Here is a 25,981-nt window from a genome sequence, read left to right on the forward strand (position 1 = left end):
GCATTTGGGGACTAACTTAAGGCCCAAATACGGATTTCGATTTTGGCCGTTTTTTCCGGTTGACCGTAGCATCCGCTGCGGACCGGCTCAAAACTCGGATTTAGGGCTTATCGAGCCAGAACAATGAGGTGATGGTCTTGGCGTCGGTAATGCGGCCATCCCAGACCGCTTGCCTGGCTTCGGCCGGTGACAGTTCGACGACATCGAGAAATTCGTTGTGGTCGAGCTGTTTTTCCCCGGCCAAGTGCAGGCCGCGGGCGGCGAAGATTTCGATCCGCTCGTCGGAGTAGCCAATGCACGGGTGCATCACACCGAGGTATTCCCAGTCGCTGGCGACGTAGCCGGTTTCTTCCTTGAGTTCGCGCTGGGCGGTGTCGATGATGGCCTCGCCATGATCAATCTTGCCGGCCGGCAGTTCGAGGAAGACGCGGCGCAGCGGGTAGCGGAACTGGCGCTCGAAGAGTAGATTGCCGTTGGGCAGGAAGGCGAGAATGACAACGGCGCCGGGATGAACGATGTATTCCCGGATCGATTCATGGCCATTGGGCAGTAGTACGCGATCCTTGCGGACGTTGAGCAAAGCGCCCTTGAAGACACTCTCGGAGGAGACTTCGGATTCGATGAGGTGAGCATCGTGCGACATTTCAAACTCCACAAAAAGAAACGCCCCGACTGGCGGGGCGTTTTATTGAATCACTTCACTGCAGCATCAGAGCGAACGGAGCAGCGCGTAGGCGCAGAGGGACATGATGACTTGCGGGAAGATGCCAAGGGCAGCGACGGCCAGACCGTTGGCGGAAATCAGGATACGCATGTCCATCGGCGCGGCCAGTTGGGTATCGTCGGCCGGGGCATCGAAGTACATGACCTTGACGACACGCAGGTAGTAGAAGGTACCGATCAGCGAAAAGAGGACAGCCACGATGGCCAGCCACATGTAGCCAGCGGCAACGACGGCCTGCAGGACGGAAAACTTGGCGAAGAAGCCGATGAAGAACGGCACGCCGGCCATTGAGAACATGAGCATGAGCATGATGCCGGCAAACCACGGGCTACGCTTGTTGAGGCCTTTGAAGTCTTCGATATTCTCGGCTTCGAAACCGGCCCGCGACATGAGCAGAATCATGCCGAAAGTGCCAGCACTCATCAGCACGTAGGCAATGACGTAGAACATGGCCGAGCTGTAGGCATTGAGCGCGTAGCGGGCATCACCGCTGACCACGCCAGTGACGATACCGAGCAGCATGAAACCCATGTGCGAGATGGCGGAATAGGCCAGCATGCGCTTGAGATTGGTCTGGGCAATGGCGGCAAGGTTACCGATGGCCATCGACAGCACGGAGAGGATGATCAACATCGCCTGCCAGTCGGCCGCCATGGTGATCAGGCCATTGACGAGCAGACGCATGACGATGGCGAAGGCAGCCAGCTTCGGAGCGGAACCGATGAGCAGGGTGACCGAGGTCGGCGCGCCGTGATAGACGTCCGGAATCCACATGTGGAACGGTACGACGCCGAGTTTGAAGGCCAGGCCGGCAACCAGGAAGACCAGACCAAAGACCATCACGCTCTTGTTCACGCCACCGCCATAGAGGCGCTCGGCAATGCCGGTGATTTCGAGGGTGCCGGTGGCTCCGTAGATCATCGACATGCCGTAGAGCAACAGGCCGGAGGCCAGTGCGCCAAGCACGAAGTATTTCATCGCCGCTTCAGTCGACTGGACGGAGTCGCGGTTCATGGCAACCATGGCATAGAGCGACAGCGAGAGCAGTTCGAGACCGATGTAGATGGTCAGGAAGTGATTGGCGGAGATCATGACCATCATGCCGAGCGTCGCGAATAGCGCCAGCACATAGTATTCGCCCTTGTTCATCGATTCGCGATCAATGACATAGCCACGCGAGTAGAACATGACGATGACCATGGTCATGTACAGGAACAGCTTCAACAGGTCGGACATCAGATCGTCCACGAACATGTTGCTGAAGGTGTAAGAGATCTCACCGGTACTCGTTGCGAACTGAATGGCGGCGCAGCCAATCAGCGTCAGTTGAGTTAGCACAAAGATAATTGTGCGGCGGCTATCCTTGACCAGCAGATCGATCATCAGGATGGCCAGCGCCATCACCGTCAGAAAGATTTCCGGCGCTGCAGGCAGAAGATTGGGGACAACGAAATTGTCGAACATGTCGGCTACCGTTTATTGAATCTTGCTGATGGCGACATGACGCAACAGGTCATTGACCGAGGCGTGCATGACTTCCGTGAAAGGCTGCGGGTAGAGGCCCATGCCCAGAGTGCAGAGTGCCAGCACGCCGAGAATGGCGAACTCGCGCTTGTTGATATCGGTCAGTTCGGCCACGTGATGATTGGTGACGTCGCCGAAAACCACGCGCTTGTACATCCACAGCGTGTAGGCGGCGCCAACGATCAGCGAGGTGGCGGCAGCGAAGGCCACCCAGAAATTGAACTTGGTAGCGGCGAGGATGACCATGAACTCGCCGACGAAGCCCGAGGTAGCAGGCAAACCAGCATTGGCCATCGAGAACAGCATGAACAACGCGGCGAATTTTGGCATGGTATTCACCACACCACCGTAGTCGGCGATCTGACGGCTATGCACGCGGTCGTACATGACACCGATACAGAAGAACATGGCACCAGCAACAAAACCGTGCGAAACCATCTGGACCAGCGCGCCTTCAACGGCGAGCGGACTGAACATGAAGAAGCCCAGGGTGACGAAACCCATGTGCGCGATGGACGAATAGGCCACCAGTTTCTTCATGTCTTCCTGAACCAGGGCAACAAAACCGATATAGACGACGGCGATCAACGACATACCCAAGACCAGACCTGACAGCTCATGCGAGGCATCGGGCAGGATCGGCAGCGAGAACCGAATGAAGCCATAGGCGCCAAGCTTCAGAGCGATAGCCGCCAGGACAATGGAACCACCGGTTGGTGCTTCGACGTGGGCATCCGGCAACCAGGTATGCACCGGCCACATCGGCACCTTGACGGCAAAAGCAACCAGGAATGCCAGGAACAGCCAGATCTGCGGGCCAAGGGCGATCGGCATCTTGTGCCATTCGAGGATGGAGAAGCTGCCGCCGGAATTGATGAACAGATACATCAAGGAAAGCAGCAGGAGCAGCGAGCCGAACAGCGTGTAGAGGAAGAACTTGAAAGCGGCGTAAACCCGGTTCGGGCCACCCCAAACGCCAATGATCAAATACAACGGGATCAGCGAGGCTTCAAAGAAAACGTAGAACAGAACACCGTCGAGCGAGGCAAAAATACCATTCATCAGGCCGGACATGATCAGGAAGGCGGCGTTGTACTGGGCAACCTTGGTCTTGACAACTTCCCAACCGGCGGCGACCACGATGATGGTCACGAAAGCGTTCAGTACGACGAACAGCATCGAGATGCCGTCCACCCCGAGGTGGTAATTAATGTTGAAACGCGGAATCCAGGAACCCAGTTCGACGAACTGCATGCCCCCGTTGGTGGTATCGAAACCAGTCCAGAGCGGAATAGTGATCAGGAAACCAGCGACAGCACCGGCCAGCGAAAGCATTCTTGCCAGCGGTGCGTTCCGGTCGCCACCGGTGGATAGCACCACCAGTCCGGCGAAAATCGGGATCCAGATTGCGAGAGACAGCAACGGGTAAGTCGACATGTTATTCCTTGCTTTTCTGCGAATTATTCACGCTTAGGCGCGGTTGATCCACAGAGTCATCAGCACAAAGACGCCAATGATCATGGTGAAAGCGTAGTGATAGACGTAACCGGTCTGGAACAGACGGGTAATGGAAGAGATCCAGCCAACAACCTTGGCCGAGCCATTGACGATCAGGCCGTCAATGATGGCAACGTCGCCGCCACGCCACAGCACCTTGCCCAGAAGGCGAGCGCCACCGGCGAATACAACCTCGTTGAATTTGTCGAAGTAGTACTTGTTCTCGAGCAGCGTATGGACGGCGGAGAAGCGGCGCTGAATGGCAGCCGGTATATCGGGACGCTTCATGTAGAAGAACCACGACACCACGACACCGGACAAGGCCAGAATGAACGGCAGGCTGGTCAGCGAATGGACGCCCATGGCAACCGCACCGTGGAAATGCTCGGAAAGATGTTCCATGGCCGGATGGGCATGGTGATCAATGAAGATGACGCCCTTGAAATAGTCACCGAAAACCATCGGACCGATCGCGATGAAGCCGATAACCACTGACGGTATAGCCAGCAAGACAAGCGGCAGCGTGACAACCCATGGCGTTTCGTGCGGCTTCTGACCCGGAGCCAGACCATGATGATGGTCATGCGAGGTTTCTTCGTCATCATGGTCACCATGATGTTCATGATGATGTGCGTCATCAACCTTGCCGAAACGCTCCTCACCATGGAAAACCAGGAAGTACATGCGGAACGAGTAGAAGGCGGTAACAAATACGCCGGCCAGCACAGCGAAGTAAGCGAAGCCTGCACCCGGGATATGCGACAGAGCGACAGCTTCGATGATCGAGTCCTTGGAATAGAAACCGGACATGAAAGGTGTGCCGATCAAGGCCAGCGAACCGATCAGCGAGGTAATCCAGGTAATCGGCATATATTTGCGCAGACCACCCATGTTCCTGATGTCCTGATCGTGGTGCATCCCGATGATCACGGAGCCGGCACCAAGGAAAAGCAATGCCTTGAAGAAGGCATGGGTCATCAGGTGGAAGATGGCGACTGAGTAAGCCGAAGCACCCAGCGCAACGGTCATGTAGCCCAGCTGCGACAGCGTCGAATAAGCGACGACGCGCTTGATGTCGTTCTGGATGATCCCCAGGAAGCCCATGAACAGCGCAGTGATCGCACCAATAATGATGATGAACGATAGTGCTGTAGTCGACAGTTCAAACAGTGGCGACATCCGGGCGACCATGAAGATACCGGCAGTAACCATGGTTGCAGCGTGAATCAGCGCAGAGATTGGCGTCGGGCCTTCCATCGAGTCCGGCAGCCAGACATGCAGTGGAACTTGAGCTGATTTACCCATCGCGCCGATAAACAGGCAGATACAGGTAACGGACATCAAGGACCAGTCAGCAGCACCCCAGATATTGATAGTGGTTGCCGCCAGTTCCGGCGCTTTCTCAAATACTGTCTTGTAATCAAGCGAGCCAAAATGAGCCAGCACAAGACCGATACCAAGGATGAAACCGAAGTCACCGACGCGATTGACCAAGAAAGCCTTCATGTTGGCGAAGATGGCAGTCGGACGGGTGTACCAGAAACCGATCAGCAGATAGGACACCAGACCCACCGCTTCCCAGCCGAAGAAAAGCTGCATGAAGTTGTTGCTCATCACCAGCATCAGCATGGAGAAGGTAAACAACGAGATATAGCTGAAGAAGCGGTTATAGCCGGGATCTTCCTGCATATAGCCGATGGTGTAGATATGTACCATCAGCGACACGAAGGTGACGACCAGCATCATCGTTGTAGTCAGCGTATCGATCAGGAAACCAACTTCGAATTTGTAGTCGCCGCTGGTCAGCCAGGTATAGACAGCACCGTTGTAGGTGTGACCAGCCAAGACATCCTGAAAGATGATGACCGAGGCAAAAAAGGCGATGGCGACACCGGCGATGGTTGCGGTATGAGCAACCCAGCGCGGAATAACACGACAGAACAGGCCGGCGATCATGGCACCGACCAATGGCGCCATGGGAACGAGCAGGTAGAGTTTTTGCATTTCCATGTTTAACCCTTCAGGCTGCCCAGGTCATCCACATGGATGCTCTTGAGGTTGCGGAACAGCACGATCAGAATGGCCAGGCCGATCGCCGATTCGGCAGCGGCAACGGTCAGGATGAAGAAGACGAAGATCTGACCGGAGAGATCCTGCAGATAGTGGGAAAAAGCCACGAAATTCATGTTGACCGCAAGAAGCATCAACTCGATGGCCATTAGCAGCACGATCAGGTTCTTCCGGTTCAGGAAGATACCGACCACGCTGATCGCGAAAAGTATCGCGCCCAGAATCAGGAAATGGGAGAGAGAGAGAGTTAGCATTGTTTCCCCGGGGTTCAGTCTTTTTCAACCGGCATCTGCAGGACACGCACGCGATCCTTGGCCTTGACGAAGACCTGTTGATTCGGGTTGGTGTACTTGGACTTCTTCGGACCGCGGTGAGTCAGCACGATTGCCGCGATCATCCCGACAAGTAGAATGATTGAGGCCAGCTCGAAGGGATAGACGTAGTCGGTGAACATCAGGGCACCGATACTCTTGGTATTGGAGATACCCGCCGGAAGCATGGCTTCCGCTGCAGGAATCTGGAAGTACTTGCTACCAAGCACCAGGCCCATTTCCAGAACCATCAGCAAACCCAGCAATGCTCCGAGCGGCAGATAGTTCCAGAAGCCCTGACGAATACGGTCAATATTGATATCAAGCATCATCACAACAAACAGGAAGAGCACCATGACCGCGCCAACATAGACGAGGATGATGGCAATCGCCAGGAACTCAGCCTGCAACAAAGCCCAAATACCGCCGCAGGTGAAGAAGGCAAGAATCAGATGCAGTGCTGCGTGAACCGGATTGCGCGCAGTGATAACGCGCAGGCTGGCGAAAATCAGGATCGCCGACAGGAAGAAGAAAACCGCAGTTTGAAAATCCATTGCTAGCACCTGTTATCGGTAAGAAGCATCAAGTTCGCGATCCTTCGCGATTTGATCTTCGTAGCGGTCGCCGTTGGCCAGCAACATTTGCTTGGTGTAGTACAAATCACCGCGCTTTTCGCCGTGGTATTCGAAAACCCGCGTTTCGACCACTGCATCGACCGGGCAAGCCTCTTCACAGAAACCGCAAAAAATACACTTGGTCAGATCAATGTCGTAACGCGTCGTGCGACGCGAACCGTCGTCACGCGGCTCGGCCTCAATCGTAATGGCCAGCGCCGGACAGATTGCTTCACACAGCTTGCAGGCGATACAACGCTCCTCGCCATTCGGGTAGCGACGCAACGCATGCAAACCACGAAAACGGAAACTCTGCGGTGTCTTTTCTTCCGGATATTGAACGGTGATCTTGCGGGCGAAAAAATACCGTCCCGTGACCGACATGCCCTTCAACAACTCCTTGAGGAAGAGGCTGTTGAAGATTTCCTTCATCGAACCCATTAGACTCTCCTCACTTCCAGATATTCAATGGCGACATCATCCAGACGCCGACTACAACCAGCCAGATCAAACAGATCGGCAAGAAAACCTTCCAGCCCAGACGCATCAACTGATCATAGCGATAACGCGGGAAAGTTGCCCGGAACCACAGGAACAGGAAGAGTATTGCCGACATCTTGGCAAACAGCCACAGAATGCCGTCAGGCAGGAAACCAACCGGGGACAGCCAGCCACCCAGGAACAGGAGGGAAGTTAGCGCCGCAACCAGAATCATGTTGGCGTATTCAGCAAGGAAGAAGAGCGCAAATGCCATTCCGGAATACTCAACGTGGAAACCGGCAACGATTTCCGACTCACCTTCAGCGACGTCAAATGGCGCCCGGTTCAGTTCAGCAGTACCGGAAATCAGATAAACGATGAACATCGGGAACAACGGCAACCAGTTCCAGGAAAGGAAACTGAGCCCCCAGCCAGCGAAACGCCCCTGATCCTGAACATTGACGATATCGACCAGATTCAGGCTGTTGGAGACCATCAGAACGCAAATCAGCGAGAAGCCCATGGAGATTTCGTAAGAAACCATCTGGGCAGCTGAACGCATGGCACCAAGGAAAGCGTACTTAGAGTTGGATGCCCAGCCAGACAAAATAACCCCATACACCCCCATGGAGGTGATCGCCATGATGTAGAGGAGGCTGGCATCAATATTGGCAACGACCAGCGAATCCGTGAATGGAATCACAGCCCAGGCAGCCAGCGCCGGCGCAATCGCCAACATCGGGGCAACAATGAAAATGCCCTTGTTAGCTGTGGTGGGTACAATAATTTCCTTGAGCAACAGCTTCAGACCGTCGGCAATCGGCTGAATCAGCCCCCACGGACCAACCCGATTGGGACCGATTCGAACCTGCATGTAGCCGATGACCTTGCGTTCGAAATAGGTCAAATACGCTACGCCAAGCATCAGCGGAGCCACGATCAGGATTATTTTTAGAAGGGTCCAGACAGCAGGCCAAGCCCCACCGAAAATACCAAGTCCGAAGTTCATCAGTGCGTCCATTTATGCACGCTCCACGGAGATCGATCCGAACATATCACCCAGCATCGCTGTGCTCACATGTGCCGCCGAAACGCGAACACAACCGACAGGCACATTGTTGTCAGTCTTGACGATCAGTATGGCCTCGCCAGAACCCTGCTTGACGCGAACTTGTGCACCGTCGGCAACGCCAATCTGTGCCAGGGTTTGCTCGTTAATGCGGGCAGACGGAGCAACTGCATCGGCAGTCTGCTGCAGAGCCGGTGCGCGGCGTGCCATCGGATCGGCAAAGTTGATCGGCACGTCGGCAATTCGCTGAAGGCCATCAGGAACGGTAGCCGACAGCGCAATGCTGAGATCCTTCAGGCCGTTGTCGAGGCCGGTAACGAATTCGACACCTTTGCCCAGAACTTCGTCGCGAATTTCTTCACTCGAGGCATAGCTGAACCCATCGAGATTCAATACGTTACCGAGAACGCGCAACAATTTCCAAGCCGGGCGGGCATCGCCACGGGCCTTGGCAACACCGTTAAAGCTCTGGACGCGACCTTCAGTATTGACGAAGGTACCCGAGGTTTCAGTGTAAGGAGCAATCGGCAACATCACATCAGCAAACCCGAGAGCCGAAGCATGCTTGAAGGCCGACATGTAGACCACGAGACTGGCCTGCTTGAGCGCCCCCAGAACCAGTTGCGGGTTAGCGCAATCAAATTCCGGCTCGATTCCCATCAGAACATAAGCCTTGCGCGGCTGATCGAACATCTGGCGAGCATTGGCACCTGAAGGCAGCGCTTGAGCAACATGGCCGCCCACTGTATTTGCGCCTTCACCGAGAAAACCGACGGTTGCTCCAGTCAGCTTGCCAAGTTCCAATGCCAGCGCATGCAATTGCGTAGCATCAACGGATTGAGTTGCAACGTTCCCCAGGAACACCGCGCGCTTTTCTCCGTCAACCAGACTCTGAGCAATCTTCTTGCTCGTCTCGCAAACGACCGCCGGCTCGACACCAGCCGGCAACTCGACGCCCTTGATCTCAGCTGCGGCCTTGACGACTGCTGCCAGAGCCGCAGCCAGTTGGGCCGGTGCAACGGTCATGCGAGCATGCAGATTGATCAGTTGCTCATCACCGGTCACCGAAAGCAGGCTCACCTTGGTATATTTCTTGGCTGCCTGACGCAGACGCTGAGCGATCAGAGGATGATCCTTGCGCAGGAAGGAGCCGACCACCAGAGCCCCGTCGAGATCCTTGATCTCAGCTAGGCGCATGCCCAGCCACGGCGTGCCGGCGCGCTTGATATCAGAAGCGAAATCACTCTGGCGGGGACGGAAATCGACGTTTCCGCTACCAAGGCCCTTCATAAGCTTGCCAAGAAGGAAGAGCTCTTCGACCGTCGAACTTTGCGCTGCCAGTGCGGCCAGCGCATCGCCGCTATGTTCGCGGGCAACGTCCTTGAGGCCATGAGCGACGTAATCGAGGGCAACATTCCAGTCGACTTCTTTCCATTCGCCGCCCTGCTTGACCATTGGCTTGGTCAGGCGTTCGTCGGAATTCAAAGCCTGATAGGCGAAGCGCTCCTTGTCGGAAATCCAGCACTCATTCACTTCTTCGTTTTCACGCGGCAGGACGCGCATTACGTTGTCGTGCTTTACTTGGACGACCAGATTGGCACCAACGGAGTCGTGCGGGCTAACCGACTTGCGGCGCTGCAGTTCCCATGAACGAGCGGTGTAGCGGAAAGGCTTGGAGGTCAGCGCGCCAACCGGGCAAAGGTCAATCATATTGCCCGACAATTCCGAGTCGACCGTGCGACCGACGAAAGTCATGATCTCGGAATGCATATTACGGTTAGCCATGCCGAGTTCCATGATGCCGCCGATTTCCTGACCGAAGCGGACGCAACGGGTGCAGTGAATACAGCGGCTCATTTCTTCCATGGAGATCAACGGGCCAACGCTCTTGTGAAACACAACATGTTTTTCTTCGGTGTAGCGGCTTTTCATCGGGCCATAACCGACAGACATATCCTGTAACTGACACTCGCCACCCTGATCGCAGATCGGGCAATCCAGCGGGTGGTTGATGAGCAGGAATTCCATCACGCCCTTCTGGGCCTTGACGGCCAGATCGGAGTGCGTAAAGACCTTCATGCCATTGGTCACTGGCGTAGCACAAGCCGGCAACGGCTTCGGAGCCTTTTCAACCTGTACGAGGCACATACGGCAGTTGGCTGCTATCGAAAGTTTCTTGTGGTAGCAGAAATGGGGAATATATACCCCGACCTGCTGCGCGGCATCCATCACCGTGCTGCCATCAGGCACTTGCGCTTTCTTGCCGTCGATTTCAATTTCTAGCATGTCGCTACCTTGTAGCCAGTTCTTTCGTTACAACCCGTAGCCTGTCAGGCCGGAATCTTGTGGAAGCCACTGCCTGCCCATTGCACATCCTTGGGAACCAGACAGGTCTTGTTTTCAATGTGGAACTCAAATTCCTTGCCGAAGTGCTTGATGAAGCTCTGTACCGGGAAGGCTGCCGCATCACCGAGCGCACAAATGGTGCGACCGGCAATATTGCCGAGCACACTGTTCAGCAAATCGAGGTCTTCGGGCTTGCCGAGACCGTTCTCGATGCGATGGACGACCTTGTACATCCAGGCCGTACCTTCACGGCAGGGGGTACATTGACCGCAGGACTCTTCGTAATAGAAGAAGGACAAACGCTCCAGCGCCTTGACCATGCAGACCGTCTCGTCCATCACGATGACTGCGCCGGAACCGAGCATCGAGCCGCCCTTGCTGATCGAGTCATAGTCCATGGTGCAATCCATGATCACTTCGCCCGGCATCACCGGGGCCGACGAGCCGCCGGGAATCACCGCCTTGAGCTTGCGCCCGCCGCGCATCCCGCCGCACATTTCAAGCAGGGTCGCAAAAGGTGTACCGAGCGGAATTTCGTAGTTACCCGGACGATTGACGTGGCCGGAGACCGAGAACAGCTTGGTGCCACCGTTATTCGGCTTGCCCAGATTCAGGAACTCTTCGCCACCCATCTTCAGGATGAAAGGAATGGCGGCAAAGGTTTCGGTATTGTTGATCGTCGTCGGTTTGCCGTACAAACCGAAGGACGCCGGGAACGGCGGCTTGAAGCGCGGCTGGCCCTTCTTGCCTTCGATCGATTCGAGCAGCGCTGTTTCTTCGCCACAGATATAGGCACCGAAGCCGTGATGGGCGAAAAGCTCGAAGTTAAAGCCCGAACCGAGAATATTTTGGCCGATGAAGCCGGCAGCACGCGCTTCGTCGAGCGCCTCTTCGAAACGCTTGTATTCCTGCCAGACCTCGCCATGCACGTAGTTGTAACCGCGGTTGGCACCCATCGCGTAGGCGGCGATCGCCATGCCCTCGATGACGGCATGCGGATTGAAACGCATGATGTCGCGGTCCTTGAAGGTTCCCGGCTCACCTTCATCGGTATTGCAGACGACGTACTTGTCGCCAGGAAAGGAGCGCGGCATGAAGGACCACTTCAGCCCGGTCGGGAACCCGGCGCCGCCACGACCGCGCAGTACGGATTTCTTGACTTCGCTGATCACGTCTTCCTGGGTCATCTTGGTTTCCAGGATGCGCTTCAGCTGCGCATAGCCACCGCGGGCAACGTAATCCTTGAGGCGCCAGGTGTTGTCCCCATCCAAGCCTTCCATCAGAACGCCGTTGATCGAACCAAGCATTGCCATTATTTGCACTCCTCAAGCAGCTTGTCGATCTGTTCCGGGTGCATGTGGCTGCACATCGAGCGGTTGTTGACGATGAAAACCGGCGCGTCACCGCAGGCCCCCATGCACTCACCTTCCTTCAATGTAAACTTGCCGTCCGGGGTCGTTTCGCCGTAGCCGATACCGAGCTTGTGCTGGAGATATTCGCCTGCGTGGTAGCCACCCGACAGCGCGCAAGGCAGGTTGGTACAGACCGTGATCTTGTACTTGCCGACCGGTTTCAGGTCATACATATTGTAAAAAGAGGCCACTTCGTAAGCCGCGATTGGCGGCATACCAAGATAGTTGGCGACAGCCTCAATGGACTCGGGGGCCAGCCAGCCTTTTTCTTCCTGTGCATGCGCGAGACAAGCCATCGACGCCGACTGTTTTTGATCAGCGGGGTACTTGGCGACCTCGCGGGCAAACTTCTGGAGGGTTTCAGCGGAAAACATCAGCGGTCAATCTCGCCAAAAACAATATCTTGGGAACCGATAATCGTAACGACGTCGGCAATCATGTGGCCTCTGGACATTTCGTCCAGACCAGCCAGGTGGACAAAGCCCGGAGCACGAATTTTCATACGGTAAGGTTTGTTGGCACCATCGGAAACAAAGTAGATACCGAACTCACCCTTCGGATGCTCGACTGCGGCATAGGCTTCGCCGGCCGGAACATGGATGCCTTCGGTGAAGAGCTTGAAGTGGTGAATCAGCTCCTCCATATTGGTCTTCATGTTTTCGCGGGGCGGCGGCGCCACCTTGTTATTGTCGGTGATCACCGGGCCGGGATTCTTGCGCAGCCAAGCGATACACTGCTTGATAATGTTGTTCGACTGGATCATTTCTTCCATGCGAACCAGGTAGCGGTCGTAACTGTCGCCATTGACGCCCACCGGCACATCGAAATCAACCTTGTCATAGGCAGCGTATGGCTGCTTCTTGCGCAAGTCCCAAGCGACCCCCGAGCCACGCAGCATGGCCCCCGTAAAGCCCATCTGCAGGGCGCGCTCCGGCGTCACGACACCGACATTGACCAGACGCTGCTTCCAGATCCGGTTGTCGGTCAGCAAGGTATGGTATTCGGAATGATAGGTTGGGAAGCGATTGGTAAAATCTTCGAGGAAGTCGAGCAGCGAACCGCTACGGTTCTCGTTCTTCTCTGCCGCCCTCTTGGCGTTGGTCCAAGTCGACTCCTGGTACTGTGGCATGCGATCAGGCAGATCACGATAGACACCACCAGGGCGATAGTAGGCAGCATGCATACGCGCACCGGAAACCGCTTCATACACATCCATCAGATCTTCACGCTCGCGGAAGGTGTAGAGCGCCATGGTCATCGCACCGACGTCCAGCGCATGACAGCCGATCCATAATAAATGGTTGAGGATACGGGTAACCTCATCGAACATGACGCGGATGTACTTGCCACGCTCCGGCACTTCGATACCAAGCAGCTTTTCAGTGGCCAGGCAGTAGGCGTGCTCGTTGCACATCATCGACACGTAGTCGAGACGATCCATGTACGGCACGGACTGCACCCAGGTCCGGGTTTCAGCCAATTTTTCCGTAGCACGATGCAACAGGCCGATATGCGGATCGGCGCGCTGGACGACTTCGCCGTCCAATTCGAGCACCAAGCGCAGAACACCGTGCGCTGCCGGGTGCTGCGGACCAAAATTCAGCGTGAAATTGCGGATGTCAGCCATGAGCAGTATCCCCGAAGGTGTCTTCGCGCACGATGCGCGGGGTGTTCTCCCGAGGCTCGATGGTCACCGGTTGATAGATCACACGTGCCTGATCGGGGTCATAACGCATTTCGACATGACCTGAAATTGGAAAATCCTTGCGGAAAGGGTGGCCGATAAAGCCATAATCAGTCAGGATGCGGCGCAGATCGTCATGGCCCACAAAAGCAATGCCAAAGAGATCGAACGCTTCGCGCTCAAACCAATTGACACTTCTCCAAACACCGGCAACGGAATCAACGGACGGAAACTCATCGTCCTCAGCAAAGACGCGCACACGCAAACGCCAGTTGTTAGCGATCGAAAGAAGATGCGAGACCGCGGCAAAGCGCCGGCCTTGCCAGCCACCATCACCGTAGGTCGAATAATCGACACCACACAAATCTATGATTTCTTCAAAATGAAGATCAGCCTCATCCCGCAATGCAGTCATCACACCGAGATAGTCGGCAGCACCGACCTCAATGGTTACTTCACCTAAAGCCAGCTTCAACGATTTCAGCTTATCGCCAAAATGTTTTTGCAGGTTTTGACTAAGCGTTTCCAGCTTGGCAGACATATCGAATCAGCCTTGGCAATTAACGAGCAATGGTGTTAGTGCGGCGAATCTTGTTCTGCAACTGTATCAAGCCGTAAATCAGGGCCTCTGCAGTTGGAGGGCAACCAGGAACATAGATATCGACTGGCACGATGCGATCGCAGCCACGCACAACAGAATAGGAATAATGGTAATAACCACCGCCATTTGCGCACGACCCCATCGAGATCACCCAGCGCGGCTCAGCCATTTGGTCATAGACCTTGCGCAGCGCAGGCGCCATTTTATTGGTCAGCGTACCTGCGACGATCATCACATCCGACTGCCGAGGACTTGCCCGGAACACAATGCCGAAACGGTCAAGATCGTAACGAGAGACGCCCGCATGAATCATCTCAACCGCACAACAGGCCAAACCGAAAGTCATCGGCCAAATCGAGCCGGTTCGCATGTAATTAATTAGCTTGTCAGCCGTTGTAGTGACAAAACCTTCCTGGAGAACGCCCTCAATAGCCATAGCCTAGCCTCATTCCCATTCCAGCGCGCCCTTGGCCCAGGCATATACATAACCAACGACCAGAATGGCAACAAACACAAGCATTTCAACAAAGCCGAACAACTTGATCGACTCCGTCGCCACTATGTCCTTGAAAATTGCAGCCCACGGAAACAGGAAGGCAATTTCCAGATCGAACAAAATAAATAGGATAGCAATCAGATAGAAACGCACATCAAACTTCATGCGCGCATCTTCAAAAGCCTCAAAGCCACACTCGTAAGGAGAGAGCTTTTCAGGGTCCGGCCGGCTTGGAGCTAGTATAAAGCCCATCGCAATGGGCAACACACCCACCGCAACCCCCACCAGAACGAACATCAGGATTGGAAAGTAGTTTTCCATGACCCGCCGCCAATATTCAGTTTTTGTTCGAAACAGCGCACCCTGCGGCCGCTGCCCAGATTTTTGGTGCCGACGGCGAGACTCGAACTCGCACAGCTTGCGCCACTACCCCCTCAAGATAGCGTGTCTACCAATTTCACCACGTCGGCACGTCTTTTTGATTACTCGGCGAGGACTCCATGCCAAGCAATCCATCTTGCGCTACTTCGGTATGTCTTTCGCCTTGGAACCCGCACCCGCAGGAGCAGCTGGCGATTCCACAGCCGCGGAAGCAGGCTGCGAAACAGTCTGCGATTGTACCGGTTCTTGCATGACACTGCCAGTCGTTTTTGGCTTGCTGGAGGCAACATACGCCAAGGTCAGACTCGTCGCGAAAAACACTGCCGCAAGAACGCCTGTCGTACGACTTAGAAAATTGGCGGACCCGGTAGCACCAAACAAGCTTCCGGAAGCACCACTGCCAAACGCAGCCCCCATGTCGGCACCCTTGCCATGCTGCATCAACACCAGACCAATAATAACGATCGCAACCAGAATATGGACCGTCAGAAGGAGAGAGAAAAACCAGTTCATTTGTTAGCCTATCAATTCGCCGCGTGGCAAATCGTCAAAAAATCGTCCGCAACCAAGGCAGCACCACCGATCAAACCACCATCAATGTCAGACTGCCCAAACAACTCCTTCGCATTCTGCGGCTTCACACTACCACCATAAAGAATACGCAAATCCGTAGCAACACCCAAGCCAAGCGCTGCAACCTGAGCACGAATAGCCGCATGCACCTCCTGGGCCTGAGCTGGAGACGCAGTCATCCCAGTCCCGATTGCCCACACCGGCTCATACGCAACTACTGCAGATGACATGGCAGCCACACCGAGACGATCCAAGACCGCCGACAACTGCCTTGCCACCACGAAGCCTGTCTTGCCAGCCTCACGCTCACTCAGCGTCTCACCCACACACAAAATAGGCACCAAGCCAGCTTTTTGAGCAGCCTCAAACTTGGCTGCAACAACCATATCCGTTTCACCGAACAGGGCGCGTCGCTCAGAGTGGCCTACCAGCACATAACGACAACCAAACTCGGCCAACATTGAACCGGACACCTCGCCTGTATATGCCCCGGAAGGATGCTCACTTACCGACTGCGCTCCCAAAGCAACGGCTACCCCCTGTATCAGGGACTGCACCTGAGCGAGATACGGATAGGGCGGGCACACAGCTATTTCACAAAGTAACCCGGAGGCCTCTGCCACAATACGCGCCATGAGTTCTGAATTTTGATGCAGTGCGCCGTGCATCTTCCAGTTACCAGCTACGAGCTTTCTACGCATGGGCTAGATGATTCCGTTGGCGAAAAACCTTCGGATTATAGCGACTCGTCGATTTTTCGGTCAATACGAATAGAGATGCGCCTTAATTTATTGCGTGGACTCCCGCACGACGCTGGCCAGTTTTTCAGCGGCACACGCCACTTCGCCAGCATCTTCGCCTTCGACCATCACCCGCAACAACGGCTCGGTTCCCGAGGCGCGCAACAACACCCTGCCCCGCCCGGCCATACCGGCCTCGGTTTCAGCCAGGGCAGACGTGATCGCTGGATGATCTTTCCATGGAAATCCGCGGGCGATCGGCACATTGATCAGTTTCTGCGGATAGAGCGCCAAACCGCCCAGCAAGCCCTTCAAGTCGCCGCCAAACTCGCGCAGCGCGGCCAAAACCTGCAAGGCTGCAACAATGCCATCGCCTGTCGTATGGCGATCCATCGCAAGGATATGTCCGGAATTTTCACCGCCGTATAACCATCCCTTTTCGTTGAGCATCTCTACAACGTAGCGATCACCAACTGCCGCCCGGGCAAACGGGATGTCAATCTTGCCAAGAGCGTGCTCCAACGCGAGATTGCTCATCAACGTACCAACGACGCCCTTCACTTTGGCCACACGAGCCCGACTGCGAACGATAGCAAAAAGCAGCTGATCGCCGTCATATAGGTTCCCTTCGGCATCGACCATTTGAAGGCGGTCCGCATCGCCATCCAAAGCGACACCAAGATCGGCGCGATTGGCCAGCACAGCCTCACACAATGCCTTGGGAGCCGTAGCGCCAACGCCATCATTGATATTCAGACCATTGGGTTGCGCCCCAATGGAAACGACATCAGCGCCCAATTCATGAAAAACACTCGGCGCTATATGGTAAGCAGCGCCATGCGCACAATCGACAACAATTTTCAAACCACGCAAGTCGAGGTCGTTTGGAAAAGTACTCTTGCAGAATTCTATATAGCGGCCGCGCGCATCCTCGATACGCCTGACGCGACCAAGATCCGCTGGCGGCGCGCAAACCATCGGCTGATCTATACCCTCCTCGATGGCATGCTCTACCCCATCAGGCAATTTGGTACCCTGTGCCGAGAAGAATTTGATGCCATTATCGTAGTAAGGGTTATGTGAAGCGGAGATTACGATCCCCGCCTGCAATCGCAAGGCACGGGTCAGGTAGGCGACGGCAGGGGTCGGTAACGGGCCAACCAGAAAAACGTCAATCCCGGCCGCCGAAAATCCTGCTTCCAAGGCCGACTCAAGCATGTAACCGGACAGGCGCGTATCCTTACCTATCAACACCGCCGGCCGCTCGCCAGATGGCATACCGGACTGATCCAGCAAGGCCTTACCTGCCGAATACCCGAGGCGCATTACGAAATCGGGCGTAATTGGCGACTGACCGACACGGCCTCGCACGCCATCGGTACCAAAATATTTCCTGCTCATACCTGACTCCCTTGTTCTATTGCAGCCCAGACTGCCAAGGCGTCCCTGGTTGCAGCCACGTCATGCACACGAAGTATTTTCGCACCTTTTTGGGCGGCGAGCAGGGCTGCCGCCACGCTGGCCGCCAGCCGCTCTCCAACCGGTCGCCCGGTAATTGCACCGAGCATGGATTTCCTGGAAACGCCGACCAATACAGGAAAACCACCGATACCTGCCTCGGTCAACGCCGAAAATAGCGCCAAATTGTGGTGCACTGTTTTTCCGAAGCCAAAACCTGGATCAAGCACAATGCGTTCATCGGCAATACCAGCCAGCCTGCAACGCTCAACAGACCCTGCCAGAAAGGAATTCACTTCTGAAACGACATCCTGATAGTACGGCGTTTGCTGCATCGTACCCGGCTCACCTTGCATATGCATGACACACACGGCGCAATCGCTCTCGGCCACCACTGACAACGCTTCGCGGCTAACCATGCCAGTGATGTCATTGATCATCGTTGCACCAGCTTCCAGTGCGGCACGCATGACTGCCGGTTTGTAGGTATCTACCGAAATAGGAACTCCCCAATCGGCAATTTCTTTCAAAACAGGCAACAGGCGTCGCAATTCGTCCGCCTCTGAAGCGGGAATCGCTCCCGGACGAGATGACTCGGCACCGATGTCCAGAATATCCGAGCCGGCCTCGTACTGCTGACGCGCGTGTCGCACAGCCTGTTCGACATTGCCAACCAAGCCGTCACCGGAAAATGAGTCTGGCGTGAGATTGACGATCCCCATCAACAAAGGACGATCCAGCGGGAGCCTGAACCGGCCGCAATGCAGTGTTGTCATGGCGCAAAAATAAAAGGCCGGGAGAGACTCCCGGCCAATTCAGCAATCAAAAAAATCAAGCCGTCGCAGGAGCACTTGGCTCAGCACCCGGCGTATCGCTAGGCGTTTTTGACCGCGGCGCTGACTGCGATGGTTTAGGCGGACGCGGCGCCTTGCCAGCCATAATGTCGTCGATCTGCTCGGCATCGATGGTTTCCCACTCAAGCAAGGCCTTGGTCATCGCCTCAACCTTGTCCCGATTCTCTTCCAGCAGGCGACGGGCAAGCGCGTATTGCTCGTCAATAAGGCGGCGAATTTCAGCGTCCACCTTCTGCATCGTCGCTTCGGAGACATTCTTGTGCTGAGTCACGGAACGACCAAGGAAAACCTCCCCATCGTTCTCGCCATAAACCATTACCCCGAGATCGGACATACCATAACGAGTCACCATATCGCGAGCCATCGCGGTAGCCCGTTCAAAATCGTTGGATGCGCCGGTGGTCATCTGGTTCATGAACAACTCTTCGGCAATACGCCCGCCGAACAGGACAGCAATTCGGCTCATCAGGTATTGCCGGTCATACGCGTAGCGATCTTCTTCCGGCAGTTGCATGGTCAGGCCCAGAGCACGGCCACGGGGGATTATGGTGACCTTGTGAACAGGATCCGACTTTGGCACCAGCTTGGCGACTACGGCATGCCCCGACTCGTGGTACGCCGTATTCATCTTTTCTTCTTCGCTCATGACCATGCTGCGGCGCTCGGCCCCCATCATGATCTTGTCCTTGGCCTTTTCAAAGTCGTCCATGTCCACGAGGCGCTTGTTGGTGCGCGCAGCGAACAAGGCGGCTTCGTTAACCAGATTAGCCAGATCGGCGCCCGAAAAACCCGGGGTACCTCGCGCAATGACATCGGCTTTGACATCACCGGCAATTGGCACTTTGCGCATATGCACCTTGAGGATTTCCTCCCGGCCACGAATATCGGGCAAGGGCACGACAACCTGACGATCGAAACGACCGGGACGCAGCAGCGCCGGGTCCAGGATATCCGGACGGTTAGTCGCGGCGATGACGATGATGCCACTATGGCCTTCGAAACCGTCCATCTCTACCAGCAACTGGTTCAAGGTCTGTTCGCGCTCATCATTGCCACCGCCGAGACCGGCGCCGCGATGACGGCCGACCGCGTCAATTTCATCTATAAAGATGATGCACGGCGCGTGCTTCTTGGCGTTCTCGAACATGTCACGAACACGTGCAGCGCCAACACCAACGAACATTTCTACGAAATCTGAACCCGAAATACTGAAGAATGGCACCTTGGCTTCGCCGGCAATAGCCTTGGCGAGCAGCGTCTTGCCAGTCCCGGGGTTGCCGACCATCAGCACACCCTTCGGAATACGGCCACCGAGCTTCTGGAACTTGGAAGGATCGCGCAGGAAATCAACGATCTCCTGAACCTCCTCCTTGGCCTCGTCACAACCAGCAACATCGGCAAAGGTAATGGCATTGGTCGACTCGTCCATCATGCGCGCCTTGGACTTACCGAACGAAAAGGCACCACCCTTACCACCGCCCTGCATCTGGCGCATGAAGAAAACCCAGACGCCAATTAAAAGGAGCATCGGGAACCAACTGACAAACAGATTCATCAGGAAGGATGGCTCTTCTTCTGGCTTGGCTTCAATCTTGACGCCATTCTTGAGCAGATCGGAAACCAGCCAGAGATCAGGCGGCGCGTAGGACGTGATGCGCTTGCCCTCGCTCGTCGTCGCCTTCAGCGTACGGCCTTCCATGACCACCTTGGAGATGCGGCCAGACTTTACCTCCTCGATGAATTGGGAGTATTCGACGGACCCGGTTGCAACCTGACGGCTGTTGAACTGGTTAAACACCGTCATCAGCACCAGGCCGATGACCAGCCAGACTGCCAGGTTTTTGAACATGTTGTTCAAGCTTGCACTCCTTCTACAGCGACGAGCGATAAAAATGCCATTCTAAACAAAACTCTCAACGCAATGTGCGTCCGAGCAAATAAAGCTCGGCGCTACGATCACGGGAAGCGTCCGGTTTGCGCACTACGACAGTCTTGAACGTCTCACGCATTTGACGAAGAAATGTCTCGTAATCCGTTCCCTGAAAAACTTTGACCAGAAAAGCACCATCTGGTTTCAGGTGCGCTCTGGAAAACTCCAGCCCAAGCTCAGCCAAGTGCATGACGCGCGCCTGATCAACCAAAGGTACTCCTGACATATTGGGGGCCATGTCGGACATTACAAGCCCCACGCGGCGATCTCCCAATTGTTTTTCAAGTTGGTCCAGCACATCATCTTCACGAAAATCCCCCTGAATGAAATGGACGTTATGAATCGGTTCCATTTCGAGAAGATCGAGGGCAACCACCATTCCGCCATCACCAACCCTTTTGGTGGCGACCTGAGACCAGCCACCCGGGGTGGCACCGAGGTCGACAACCACCTCGCCACGTTTGAGCAGTTTATCCTTGTCGTCAATCTCAAGCAGCTTGAAAGCGGCGCGAGAACGCCAACCTTCCTTCTTCGCGAGCTGAACGTAGGTATCATTAACATGCTCGCGCATCCAAGCTTTGCTGGTTCTGGTTCTTTTCATTCGGTAAAATGCCGTTTTTGAAAGGTTTACTATGCTGCAAATATCATCTGCCCAGCGCCGCGAACTGCGCGCCAAGGCCCACGACCTGAATCCTGTTGTATCGATTGCCGAAAACGGCCTCACTGAGGGCGTTCTAAAGGAAATCGAAATGAACCTGAACGCCCACGAACTGATCAAGATTCGCGTTTATGGTGACAGCCGCGAAAATCGCTTGGCCTATTATGAGCAAATCTGTGCCCGACTGGGCGCTGCACCCGTTCAGCACATCGGCAAGCTACTGGTCGTTTTTCGTCCCATCCCCGCTGAAATTGCTGCGGTCAACGCGAAAAAAGCCCCAAAACCGAGACGCCCGATTCCTGCTGCGCCGCGCAAAAGCAAGCGAGCATTCCAAGGCTGATCACTTCAGTCCGCGACCGCCCCAAATCACGAGCCACAATCCCAGCAGACTCTGCATCAAGTAGAGAATGCTGGAGATACCGTGCCACGCGGCAAATCGGTCGCGCAACACACTTTCCATCACATCCCGCGGCATGGCATCGAGCTTCAGCTGAGCCATTAATGGCTGGATGCCAAACTGACTGGCAACGGTCATCAGCGACATCAGGACAACCAGCCAAAAGACGCCACGTTTGAACACCTGCCCGCCGCAACGGGAAACCAGAAAAACCAGCAGCCAGGCGGCACATCCCAAACCCACCCAGCCGATCAATGCAAACAGCTTGCCAGCCAACATGCCGGCGAGTTGCCGATCGCCAAGGCTGGCAAAGAGCACTGGCGCCACCATGTAACCAATCGCCCAAAGGCTGCCAACCCACAGGGTAATCGCGACCAGATAGAGGGCTTCGGACAGCCGGCGCACGCCAATTACTCGTAGCGGACGTCGATAATTTCGTACTCGCGCATGCCACCCGGCGCCTGAACCTGAGCGATATCGCCAGCATACTTGCCGATCAATGCCCGGGCCATCGGCGAATTTACTGAAATTTTTCCTGCCTTGATGTCAGCCTCGTCCTCACCAACAATCTGGTAGGTCACGGCATCACCAGAATCCTGATCCTCGAGATCGAGCGTTGCGCCAAAAACACAACGGCCATCAGCATCGAGCAGCTTCGGGTCGATAATCTGTGCGTGCGACAGCTTTCCCTCAACCTCCTGAATACGCCCTTCGATGAAGCCCTGACGCTCCTTGGCGGCATCGTACTCGGCGTTTTCCGAAAGATCACCATGGGCACGAGCCTCGGCGATTGCACCAATCACCCATGGACGATCAACCGTCTTCAGGCGATGCAGTTCTTCGCGCAGCTTTTCGGCGCCTTTTACGGTCAAGGGTACTTTGCTCATATTCTCTTCCAGCAAAAGCAAAACCGCCGGCGCCCCAAGGCTACCCGGCGGTTTCAGGTTTTTCTCAGTGTAGCTGCGTGTGCAATGCCTGAATCGGATAAACCACCAACTCACCCAGATTGCGAATACCCTCGGCCGCAGCCTCGGCACCCCAGATCGTCGTATACATTGTGACACGAGCCTGCAGACCGGAAGTACGGATGTTGCGCGAGTCGTTAATCGCCTGACGTTTTTCCTCGACCGTATTGATGATCAGGGAAATTTCGTTGTTCTTGATCATGTCGACGATGTGCGGCCGACCTTCAGTGAACTTGTTGACCGTCTGCACCGGCAAGCCAGCAGCTTCGATGGCATGTGCAGTCCCACGTGTCGCCACGAGATGGAAACCGGCGTCAAGCAGATGGCGGGCAATTTCAATAGCCTTTGCCTTGTCACTATCCTTGACCGACATGAATACCTTGCCAGCGGTCGGCAGCTTGACGCTGGCGGCCAGTTGCGACTTGACGAAGGCTTCGGCAAAAGTAACGCCAACTCCCATCACCTCGCCGGTCGACTTCATCTCCGGCCCCAAAATCGTATCGACACCGGGGAACTTGACGAAGGGGAAAACAGCTTCCTTGACCGAGAAATACGGCGGAATCACTTCCTTGGTCACGCCCTGATCCTTGAGGCTGCGCCCGGCCATGCAGCGCGCCGCGATCTTGGCCAGTTGCAGCCCAGTAGCCTTGGAAACGAACGGCACGGTACGCGAGGCACGCGGATTGACTTCCAGCACGTAGACGTCGTTGTCCTTGATGGCGAACTGCACGTTCATCAAGCCGCAAACGTTGAGCGCCTTGGCCATCAGTTTGGTCTGGCGGCGCAGTTCGTCCTGCACGGCAGCCGACAGCGAGTACGGCGGCAGCGAGCAAGCGGAGTCACCAGAGTGCACGCCAGCCTGTTCGATGTGTTCCATGACGCCACCGATGATGACCTCCTCGCCATCGGAAAGGGCATCAACGTCACATTCAACAGCATCGTTCAGGAACCGGTCGAGAAGCACCGGGGAGTCGTGCGAAACCTTGACGGCTTCACGCATGTAGCGCTCAAGGTCCTTCTGCTCATGGACGATTTCCATGGCGCGACCACCGAGCACGTAGGACGGGCGGACGACCAGCGGATAGCCAATTTCCTGGGCCAGACGAAGGGCATCTTCCTCGGTACGGGCCGTGCGGTTCGGCGGTTGCTTGAGGCCGAGTTCGTGCAACAGCTTCTGGAAGCGCTCGCGGTCTTCGGCAACGTCGATCGATTCCGGGCTGGTACCGATGATCGGCACGCCATTGGCTTCGAGCGCCAGCGCCAACTTGAGCGGCGTCTGCCCGCCATACTGGACGATGACGCCGACCGGCTTTTCGATGGCGACGATTTCCAGCACGTCTTCCAGCGTCAGCGGCTCGAAATACAGACGATCCGAGGTATCGTAGTCAGTCGACACGGTTTCCGGATTGCAGTTGACCATGATCGTTTCGTAACCGTCTTCGCGCATTGCCATGGCGGCATGCACGCAACAGTAGTCGAACTCGATACCCTGGCCGATGCGGTTCGGACCGCCGCCGAGGACCATGATCTTCTTCTTGTCAGTCGGATTGGCCTCGCACTCATCCTCGTAGGTCGAGTACATGTAGGCTGTATCGGTCGAAAACTCCGCGGCACAGGTATCAACACGCTTGTAAACCGGACGGACGCCCAAGACATGACGACGATTGCGGAATTCGGTTTCGGTCGTTTTCAGCAGGTAAGCCAGACGACGGTCAGCAAAGCCCTTGCGCTTCAGGTAGCGCACTTCTTCCGCGGTCAACGAGGAAAATTCGCGTTTTTCCACAGCCAGTTCGAGATCAACGATCTCCTTGATCTGGACGAGGAACCACGGATCGATTTTCGTCAGTTCAAAAACGCGCTCGACCGACATACCGATGCCAAACGCATCGGCGACGTACCACAGGCGATCCGGGGTCGGACGGGCCAGCTGCTCGTCGATGGTGGCCGGGTCGACAGTTTTCAGATTGAACCCATCAACGCCGACTTCCAGTCCGCGCAAGGCTTTCTGCAGCGACTCCTGGAAGGTGCGGCCGATAGCCATAACCTCGCCAACCGACTTCATCTGCGTGGTCAGTGTGTCATCCGCCTGCGGGAATTTCTCGAAGGCGAAGCGCGGCACCTTGGTGACGACGTAGTCGATCGACGGCTCGAAGGAGGCCGGGGTCTTGCCGCCGGTGATGTCGTTCGACAACTCGTCGAGCGTGTAACCGACCGACAGCTTGGCGGCGATCTTGGCGATCGGGAAGCCGGTTGCCTTGGAGGCCAGCGCCGACGAACGCGAGACGCGCGGGTTCATCTCGATGACGATCATTCGACCGTCCTTCGGGTTGATCGAGAACTGCACGTTGGAACCACCGGTATCGACGCCGATCTCGCGTAGCACGGCGATCGAGGCATTGCGCAGGATCTGGTATTCCTTGTCGGTCAGCGTCTGGGCCGGCGCAACGGTGATCGAGTCGCCGGTGTGTACGCCCATCGGATCAAGGTTTTCGATCGAGCAGATGATGATGCAGTTGTCCGCCTTGTCGCGGACCACTTCCATCTCGTATTCCTTCCAGCCGAGCAGCGACTCTTCGATCAGCAACTCGTTGGTCGGCGAGGCTTCGAGACCGCGTTTGCAGATGGTCTCGAACTCTTCCATGTTGTAGGCGATGCCGCCGCCGGTGCCGCCGAGCGTGAACGACGGGCGGATGATCGTCGGAAAACCGATCGTCGCCTGTACCTGGTAGGCCTCTTCCATGCTGTGCGCCGTGGCCGAGCGGGCCGAACCGAGACCGATCTTGGTCATCGCGTCCTTGAACTTCTGGCGATCCTCGGCCTTGTCGATGGCCTCCTTGGAGGCACCGATCAGCTCGACGCCGAACTTGGCCAGCACGCCTTCGCGATCGAGATCGAGCGCGCAGTTCAGCGCGGTCTGGCCGCCCATGGTCGGCAGCAGCGCGTCCGGGCGCTCCTTCTCGATGATCTTGGCGACGACCTGCCAGGTGATCGGCTCGATGTAGGTGACGTCGGCCATTTCCGGGTCGGTCATGATGGTCGCCGGATTGGAGTTGACCAGAATGACCTTGTAACCCTCCTCGCGCAGCGCCTTGCAGGCCTGGGCGCCGGAGTAGTCGAATTCGCAGGCCTGGCCGATGATGATCGGGCCGGCGCCAATAATCAAAACACTTTTTATGTCTGTACGTTTCGGCATCTTG

25 protein-coding genes and 1 tRNA gene are annotated in these 25,981 nt (G+C 55.8%); 1 reads left to right on the forward strand and 25 read right to left on the reverse strand.

The window, feature by feature from the left end; translation table 11 throughout:
* Positions 1–100: 100 nt before the first annotated feature.
* The 22 genes from AC07TV_RS11940 to rlmE form a co-directional block, all read right to left on the reverse strand.
* Positions 101–643, reverse strand: a complete 543-nt coding sequence (locus tag AC07TV_RS11940; RefSeq protein WP_494648581.1) for an NUDIX domain-containing protein — start codon at positions 641–643, stop codon at positions 101–103.
* A gap of 66 nt (positions 644–709) precedes the next feature.
* Entirely contained in the window at positions 710–2,188 is a 1,479-nt protein-coding gene (gene nuoN, locus AC07TV_RS11945) for an NADH-quinone oxidoreductase subunit NuoN (RefSeq protein ID WP_494648582.1), read from the reverse strand.
* Positions 2,189–2,200: 12 nt separating this feature from the next.
* Positions 2,201–3,685 (reverse strand): NADH-quinone oxidoreductase subunit M, encoded by a 1,485-nt coding sequence (locus tag AC07TV_RS11950; RefSeq protein ID WP_494648583.1) that lies wholly within the window; start codon positions 3,683–3,685, stop codon positions 2,201–2,203.
* 33 nt (positions 3,686–3,718) lie between these two features.
* Positions 3,719–5,755 (reverse strand): NADH-quinone oxidoreductase subunit L, encoded by a 2,037-nt coding sequence (nuoL, locus tag AC07TV_RS11955; RefSeq protein WP_494648584.1) that lies wholly within the window; start codon positions 5,753–5,755, stop codon positions 3,719–3,721.
* A 2-nt stretch (positions 5,756–5,757) separates the two neighbouring features.
* A complete protein-coding gene (gene nuoK / locus AC07TV_RS11960) occupies positions 5,758–6,069 on the reverse strand; it encodes an NADH-quinone oxidoreductase subunit NuoK (RefSeq protein WP_226497573.1) in 312 nt (103 codons plus the stop codon).
* Positions 6,070–6,083: 14 nt separating this feature from the next.
* Positions 6,084–6,680: an NADH-quinone oxidoreductase subunit J gene (locus tag AC07TV_RS11965; RefSeq protein ID WP_494648585.1), complete on the reverse strand. Its 597-nt coding sequence runs from the start codon at positions 6,678–6,680 to the stop codon at positions 6,084–6,086.
* Positions 6,681–6,692: 12 nt separating this feature from the next.
* Entirely contained in the window at positions 6,693–7,181 is a 489-nt protein-coding gene (gene nuoI / locus AC07TV_RS11970) for an NADH-quinone oxidoreductase subunit NuoI (protein ID WP_226404182.1), read from the reverse strand.
* Between the two features lie 10 nt (positions 7,182–7,191).
* Positions 7,192–8,241: an NADH-quinone oxidoreductase subunit NuoH gene (gene nuoH / locus AC07TV_RS11975; RefSeq protein ID WP_494648586.1), complete on the reverse strand. Its 1,050-nt coding sequence runs from the start codon at positions 8,239–8,241 to the stop codon at positions 7,192–7,194.
* Positions 8,242–10,575: an NADH-quinone oxidoreductase subunit NuoG gene (nuoG, locus tag AC07TV_RS11980; protein WP_494648587.1), complete on the reverse strand. Its 2,334-nt coding sequence runs from the start codon at positions 10,573–10,575 to the stop codon at positions 8,242–8,244.
* A 44-nt stretch (positions 10,576–10,619) separates the two neighbouring features.
* Positions 10,620–11,948, reverse strand: coding sequence for an NADH-quinone oxidoreductase subunit NuoF (gene nuoF, locus AC07TV_RS11985; RefSeq protein WP_494648588.1), 1,329 nt, complete (start codon positions 11,946–11,948; stop codon positions 10,620–10,622).
* The gene (nuoE, locus tag AC07TV_RS11990; RefSeq protein WP_494648589.1) at positions 11,948–12,421 is read right to left on the reverse strand and encodes an NADH-quinone oxidoreductase subunit NuoE; all 474 of its coding nucleotides are present in this window, start codon (positions 12,419–12,421) and stop codon (positions 11,948–11,950) included. The genes nuoF and nuoE overlap by 1 nt, the downstream gene beginning before the upstream one ends.
* Complete coding sequence (locus AC07TV_RS11995) at positions 12,421–13,674, reverse strand: NADH-quinone oxidoreductase subunit D (protein ID WP_494648590.1); 1,254 nt, start codon at positions 13,672–13,674, stop codon at positions 12,421–12,423. Before AC07TV_RS11995 ends, nuoE begins: the two co-directional genes overlap by 1 nt.
* Positions 13,667–14,272 carry an NADH-quinone oxidoreductase subunit C gene (locus AC07TV_RS12000; RefSeq protein ID WP_494648591.1) on the reverse strand — a complete coding sequence of 202 codons (606 nt, stop codon included), beginning with the start codon at positions 14,270–14,272 and terminating at the stop codon, positions 13,667–13,669. Before AC07TV_RS12000 ends, AC07TV_RS11995 begins: the two co-directional genes overlap by 8 nt.
* A 19-nt stretch (positions 14,273–14,291) precedes the next feature.
* Positions 14,292–14,768: a NuoB/complex I 20 kDa subunit family protein gene (locus AC07TV_RS12005; RefSeq protein ID WP_117609323.1), complete on the reverse strand. Its 477-nt coding sequence runs from the start codon at positions 14,766–14,768 to the stop codon at positions 14,292–14,294.
* A 9-nt stretch (positions 14,769–14,777) separates the two neighbouring features.
* Positions 14,778–15,149, reverse strand: coding sequence for an NADH-quinone oxidoreductase subunit A (gene ndhC / locus AC07TV_RS12010; protein ID WP_494648592.1), 372 nt, complete (start codon positions 15,147–15,149; stop codon positions 14,778–14,780).
* 64 nt (positions 15,150–15,213) lie between these two features.
* Positions 15,214–15,298: transfer RNA gene (locus AC07TV_RS12015), tRNA-Leu, on the reverse strand.
* A 52-nt stretch (positions 15,299–15,350) separates the two neighbouring features.
* Positions 15,351–15,722 (reverse strand): preprotein translocase subunit SecG, encoded by a 372-nt coding sequence (gene secG, locus AC07TV_RS12020; RefSeq protein WP_494648593.1) that lies wholly within the window; start codon positions 15,720–15,722, stop codon positions 15,351–15,353.
* A gap of 11 nt (positions 15,723–15,733) precedes the next feature.
* Positions 15,734–16,483, reverse strand: coding sequence for a triose-phosphate isomerase (tpiA, locus tag AC07TV_RS12025; RefSeq protein ID WP_494648594.1), 750 nt, complete (start codon positions 16,481–16,483; stop codon positions 15,734–15,736).
* 87 nt (positions 16,484–16,570) lie between these two features.
* Positions 16,571–17,923 carry a phosphoglucosamine mutase gene (glmM, locus tag AC07TV_RS12030; RefSeq protein WP_494648595.1) on the reverse strand — a complete coding sequence of 451 codons (1,353 nt, stop codon included), beginning with the start codon at positions 17,921–17,923 and terminating at the stop codon, positions 16,571–16,573.
* Positions 17,920–18,756, reverse strand: a complete 837-nt coding sequence (gene folP, locus AC07TV_RS12035) for a dihydropteroate synthase (RefSeq protein ID WP_494648596.1) — start codon at positions 18,754–18,756, stop codon at positions 17,920–17,922. Before folP ends, glmM begins: the two co-directional genes overlap by 4 nt.
* Positions 18,757–18,811: 55 nt before the next feature.
* Positions 18,812–20,692, reverse strand: a complete 1,881-nt coding sequence (ftsH, locus tag AC07TV_RS12040; RefSeq protein ID WP_494648597.1) for an ATP-dependent zinc metalloprotease FtsH — start codon at positions 20,690–20,692, stop codon at positions 18,812–18,814.
* Between the two features lie 55 nt (positions 20,693–20,747).
* The gene (gene rlmE / locus AC07TV_RS12045) at positions 20,748–21,365 is read right to left on the reverse strand and encodes a 23S rRNA (uridine(2552)-2'-O)-methyltransferase RlmE (protein ID WP_494648598.1); all 618 of its coding nucleotides are present in this window, start codon (positions 21,363–21,365) and stop codon (positions 20,748–20,750) included.
* A 31-nt stretch (positions 21,366–21,396) separates the two neighbouring features.
* On the opposite strand from rlmE, the gene AC07TV_RS12050 reads away from it, so the two are divergent.
* Entirely contained in the window at positions 21,397–21,762 is a 366-nt protein-coding gene (locus AC07TV_RS12050) for a YhbY family RNA-binding protein (RefSeq protein WP_494648599.1), read from the forward strand.
* On the opposite strand, the gene AC07TV_RS12055 is transcribed toward AC07TV_RS12050, so the two are convergent.
* The 3 genes from AC07TV_RS12055 to carB form a co-directional block, all read right to left on the reverse strand.
* Complete coding sequence (locus tag AC07TV_RS12055) at positions 21,763–22,224, reverse strand: DUF4149 domain-containing protein (protein ID WP_494648600.1); 462 nt, start codon at positions 22,222–22,224, stop codon at positions 21,763–21,765.
* Between the two features lie 5 nt (positions 22,225–22,229).
* Complete coding sequence (gene greA, locus AC07TV_RS12060; protein WP_494648601.1) at positions 22,230–22,706, reverse strand: transcription elongation factor GreA; 477 nt, start codon at positions 22,704–22,706, stop codon at positions 22,230–22,232.
* Positions 22,707–22,770: 64 nt separating this feature from the next.
* Positions 22,771–25,977, reverse strand: a complete 3,207-nt coding sequence (gene carB / locus AC07TV_RS12065) for a carbamoyl-phosphate synthase large subunit (protein ID WP_494648602.1) — start codon at positions 25,975–25,977, stop codon at positions 22,771–22,773.
* Positions 25,978–25,981 lie beyond the last annotated feature (4 nt).

Source organism: Azonexus sp. GW821-FHT04F04, assembly GCF_059420025.1.